At 43.8% G+C, this 4,340-nt stretch carries 9 protein-coding genes; 7 read left to right on the forward strand and 2 right to left on the reverse strand.

The annotated features are described in order from the left end of the window. Window positions 1-89: 89 nt before the first annotated feature. On the reverse strand, window positions 90-581 hold the full coding sequence (locus tag CDG79_RS39315) for a hypothetical protein (protein WP_223278639.1): 492 nt from the start codon (window positions 579-581) through the stop codon (window positions 90-92). Between the two features lie 393 nt (window positions 582-974). Continuing rightward, complete coding sequence (locus CDG79_RS39320) at window positions 975-1,208, reverse strand: hypothetical protein (RefSeq protein WP_094346889.1); 234 nt, start codon at window positions 1,206-1,208, stop codon at window positions 975-977. Between the two features lie 25 nt (window positions 1,209-1,233). Here CDG79_RS39320 and CDG79_RS39325 point away from each other — a divergent pair, with 25 nt between their 5' ends. The 7 genes from CDG79_RS39325 to CDG79_RS39350 all read left to right on the forward strand — a co-directional run bounded on the left by CDG79_RS39325 (window position 1,234) and on the right by CDG79_RS39350 (window position 4,165). Next, entirely contained in the window at window positions 1,234-1,491 is a 258-nt protein-coding gene (locus CDG79_RS39325) for a hypothetical protein (protein WP_094346890.1), read from the forward strand. A gap of 254 nt (window positions 1,492-1,745) precedes the next feature. After that, window positions 1,746-2,312 carry a hypothetical protein gene (locus CDG79_RS39330; protein WP_094346894.1) on the forward strand — a complete coding sequence of 189 codons (567 nt, stop codon included), beginning with the start codon at window positions 1,746-1,748 and terminating at the stop codon, window positions 2,310-2,312. A gap of 23 nt (window positions 2,313-2,335) precedes the next feature. Beyond that, window positions 2,336-2,491 (forward strand): hypothetical protein, encoded by a 156-nt coding sequence (locus tag CDG79_RS43195; protein ID WP_189525302.1) that lies wholly within the window; start codon window positions 2,336-2,338, stop codon window positions 2,489-2,491. Between the two features lie 91 nt (window positions 2,492-2,582). Next, entirely contained in the window at window positions 2,583-3,017 is a 435-nt protein-coding gene (locus CDG79_RS39335; protein WP_223278640.1) for a hypothetical protein, read from the forward strand. A 170-nt stretch (window positions 3,018-3,187) separates the two neighbouring features. After that, entirely contained in the window at window positions 3,188-3,415 is a 228-nt protein-coding gene (locus tag CDG79_RS39340) for a hypothetical protein (RefSeq protein WP_223278641.1), read from the forward strand. A 15-nt stretch (window positions 3,416-3,430) separates the two neighbouring features. Then, the gene (locus CDG79_RS39345) at window positions 3,431-3,823 is read left to right on the forward strand and encodes an ERF family protein (RefSeq protein ID WP_094346892.1); all 393 of its coding nucleotides are present in this window, start codon (window positions 3,431-3,433) and stop codon (window positions 3,821-3,823) included. A 90-nt stretch (window positions 3,824-3,913) separates the two neighbouring features. Continuing rightward, entirely contained in the window at window positions 3,914-4,165 is a 252-nt protein-coding gene (locus tag CDG79_RS39350) for a hypothetical protein (protein WP_094346893.1), read from the forward strand. Window positions 4,166-4,340 lie beyond the last annotated feature (175 nt).

Here is a 4,340-nt window from a genome sequence, read left to right on the forward strand (position 1 = left end):
CTCAATGGCGATCGCAGTATTACATCAAGGACAATTGCCTATCCCATCCCTGAACCTTCACTGTTCAATAGCTTTAAAATCTGTAGTGCCTATTCCGCATAGCTTAGAGCTTTTCTTAGTGCCATTCGTTCCTGAACAATATGTTTTTTGCGTGGAAGTTGAGGAACCACTTTTTGGGCGGCAGCAGAAAAATCTGATTCACCAGGGGATGGGTTATCTTTCAGAGCAAGCGTTACAGCAGCTTTAAGTTTTTCTGGTTCCTTGACCAAGCGCAGTAAAGGACGAGCCTGACGCTCATTCTTGATGTGTCCGCCCAATTCACCAACTGCGTCTATGACCTTTTTAGCTCCTGACAGTTGGTTGATTCGTCGGTATCCACCCCAGGCGCATAATTCACGCTGGCAGTATTCTTCAAAGCTTTTGTATCCAGCTTGCAGGTAAAGCTGTTGTTCCCTCATCTGGAGGATTTCATCTACCGCTTGCCACTCGAACCTATCGATGGCGGTGAAGGTTTCCTGGATGCTGGTGTTGACAACACTGTAATCGAGTGCTGTTGTTTGTTCTCTTTCTAGTGTCAGCATATTTCTTGCTCACTATGGTAAATGCTTGAAATTTGGGGTGTTAAAGCTTAACCAAAGTGAACCTTGCAACTGATTTTGGGGGTTTTTCCAAAAATGTGTCAGCATTATATAGTTAGTTCACTTTCTCGTGAATAAATTGAACAGGCGATCGCATTGCTTGCCGGCGGCGATCGCTTTTGCTATGCAATTAAGGCCAATAGTAGGTTTACAGACTTTGGAATAATTTTAATCATCTTGGGTTATCCTGGTGCTTGTATTGGAATATTATAATACCAAACCAATACAAGCAAGCTCTTAAAAAGTTAGCCCGCCTACATTAACTGTCGGCGGGCTTTTCTTTGAGCAATTTCAGCAATTGTTCGTGAGTTTGCCTGAGAGAACGATTTTCCTCTCTCAGGCGGCTGATTCCCCCATAATATCCCCCTCTTTTAAAGCCTGTTCTATAGCTTCTACACGTTTCTTTAGATCAACAACGTCAATACCTCCAGCAACTCCAAGGTATCCATCAATCCAGTTTGTAAGAACTTCGGTGACGTTTTTGTTCTCGCTTTTGACCTTAGCAACAAAATCTGCTTTTTTGGTTGGATCAATTTCAATCGAAATAAAAGTCCTTTCTCTCTTCGCCATATAGTCGTATCAAGCCTCGTTAAGGATGCCTATCACAAAACTATCAAGCTGTGGCGGTATTGGCAACTGTATTGTTTTTGGTATTGACAAAGTATTGGCTATGGCGATACACTATATAAATATTAAGGGCAAGGAAATGCAACCGCCTGCACCCAAACGCAAAAAGGGTTTGCACTACAGAACTTTGACAGCAATCCAGAGTGACCGCTTGATAAGTAACCGAGGCACTGGCACAACCAGAGAAGGCGATGGGTACACAGCCGGGAAATGGATATTGCACTGAATAAGAAATTACCAGCAGGACGACGGACGGCAGTTAAAGCATTTGAAGTCGTACACGTCGCCTGATACGCTGTATCTCCTGTTTTGGTATCGCTCAAGTGCCACTGGCTTTGAGCCACAAATATATGGCTACGCCAAATCTTTATGAGAGCGTTGTGCTGAACCACAACGTTGTTTGCACACATAACAAAAGCGACCGCCCACCCTGAGAAAGTATGCGATCGCTTTTTATCCAACTGAATGGAGATCAATATTATGACCTACATAACACATACACAGCAAGCAATTCCTAGTTCTTCTGTTGATGAACAAGCCACAGCCCAAGCAGAACTGTACACCCACCTTGAATCCCAAGCCGAAGCTGTAGCCCCAACTCAAGACCCTCTCACCAGCAGAGATCGCCGCATCATTGGTGAGATTATCGAAGTGGAACCCGAATCAGTTCGCACAATCTGGATCGAAGGCGGAATCACAGTATGGGTGCAGTTAGTCGGTGGCGGACGGCTACCCTTTGACCGAGACTGGTTCGCTACACGAGTTGCAGAAGTAAAAGCGACCCTACCGGAAACACCCCTGGAGCGCAACGAACGATTGAGCGATGAATTAGAGAAAGCCTGCACTGTTTTTGGTCTATATCACGGCGAAGTTGACTGGTTATCTTTCAGCACCAAACTCTACCAAGACGGGCACTTTGTTGGCTTCGTCGGGTGCAATCAAGAAGGTTGGTACACTCGACCAAGACAGTACGGGGTAAATCGTGTGGCTGCTAGTGCTGAACAAGTGATTGGGCTGTTGGGAGTCCGAGCGACAGTAGCAGCTTAGTTGCTGGAAGTGAGAAAGGGCGATTGCTTACCAAGACAAAAGCAATCGCCACCTATATGCAATTACAAATAATCATTACACATAGCCCAGCAAGTAACATCACACTTCCAGATCGGGATTTCTATGACTGCCAAGAGAATTTTGTGCTACCTCCAGCAGATGCGAATGCAGAGGTGTAATAAATCCCTGGTACTGAAAGTGAGAAAGGCGGTTGCAGTCCAAGAGAAAAGCAATCGCCTCGACAACGAAATTTAGACAATCGAAGTCATCATGGCATATTGCAATATGATTAGCCCATTTTCTCTTCAAGAAGCCGATTGGGATGAATCCCCAGAGAAAATTCTTCTACCTCCAACCGACCCCAACGCAGAGGTGCAAGAGATTCCTGGCTACAAGCTGGTTTACGCTGACGGAGCCTGCCCCAGAAACTATCGCGTGTATAAGGGTGATTCCATGATTGGGGTGATATTCCAGTACATTACCCACTGGTCTAACGGAGTGGATTCTCTTCGATATGCCGAGCCGGTTGATGCAGCAGTCGGGTTAGACAACTTCATGAAGGTGCTAAGGGTATCAAAAGCGACTACGGAACAGCCACCTACAGAAGAGGAATTACTTGATCAAGAATTTGATGCACTCACAAGTGACGAATGGGAACGGTTAAAGAGATACGTTGCACAAGCGAAAGATTTGGTTGCAGCGTAAGAAAAGGGGTGGGCGTTGCTGCCCACTTCCTCAATAAGACTGTTTTACTTACATCACAAATATAGCAATGGAACCGATAGAAATACTGAACCAGTTCAACTCCTGCTATTTAAAGATTCAGGCGATCGCTCAAGATGAAAATTGGCTTTTGTTGATTGCTAACAAGAAGATTGACCTTCAATTTAGGCGACTATGAGTCATTAGAACTGGGTTGTTCTCTATGGGCGCAAGTCGAGGATGGAGAAGACGCTGATGGAGTAACACAATTTCTCTATCTGCAAGCTAAAACTTCGGTAAAACAAGCGGCAATGCCTGTGCTAAAAGCCTCAGAGTTTCAAATAAATAAAGCTAAATCTAGCAAAAAAGTGTCTGGTGATATCAATGAAAATGATTGGTAAAAGAGGATCTGGACAATGCAAGAACTAATCAAAGCTTTAATCAAGGCAAAGGCAGAGTTTAATCCCATTCAAAAAGACGGTACTAATCCTCACTACAAACGTAAATATGCAACACTAGATGCTGTATTGGATGCTGTTACTCCTGGACTTAGTAAACATGGATTAGTAGTAATTCAAACCACCGAAATCTTTGAAGGTAAAACTGTGCTAAGGACTCATATTTTTCATGAATCTGGAGAGAGTATCACCAGCACTTACCCTCTACCTGAAATTAGTGATTCTCAGAAGTTTGGTGCAGCATTAACTTATGCACGACGATATGCGGTTTGTGCAATTTTATCGGTGACGGCAGATGAAGATAATGATGCTGAAGGCGCAACTACTCCTCAAAAGCCTGAACAGCCTTAGAATAACATTAGACCCCGCAAAGAGAATCAACAGTACAGGATTCAGCCAACAAAAGAAGCTGTAACTCCGCCATCAATCAACCCAAAAGATTTGCGAGTCAAAGAAGTTCGCACACTTTTAAATTATCCACTCGATTTAGTCAAAGAGTGGCTGCATTCTCGGAATGTTACGAGTCCAAGTGAGCTTGATTCTGTTGAGATTGATGAACTAGTGAAAACTATGTGTTTGGCTTGGGCTGGTAATAAGTTTGGGCATCTCAATTATGCTGTTAACTCTTATCAGAAACACATCGTTGATACTGTAGCACGAGGAGTAGATGAAACAACAGCAATCAGCACATAGATGGAAGGAGCGCTTGCACAATTACCTGAACTTAATTGAAGGAATCACGTAAGGATTCAGGTCTAATATTTAGGAAGCAGTGATGGGCGAGACAGATAACTATTAGAATTAGCCCGCAGTGCTTGTGCAAAAAAATCAATCACAGCTCTGCCTTGACGACGACAAGTTTGCACTA

Origin of the sequence: Nostoc sp. 'Peltigera membranacea cyanobiont' 232 (genome assembly GCF_002245985.1) — a bacterium.
In the GTDB taxonomy this organism is placed as follows: Bacteria; Cyanobacteriota; Cyanobacteriia; order Cyanobacteriales; family Nostocaceae; genus Nostoc.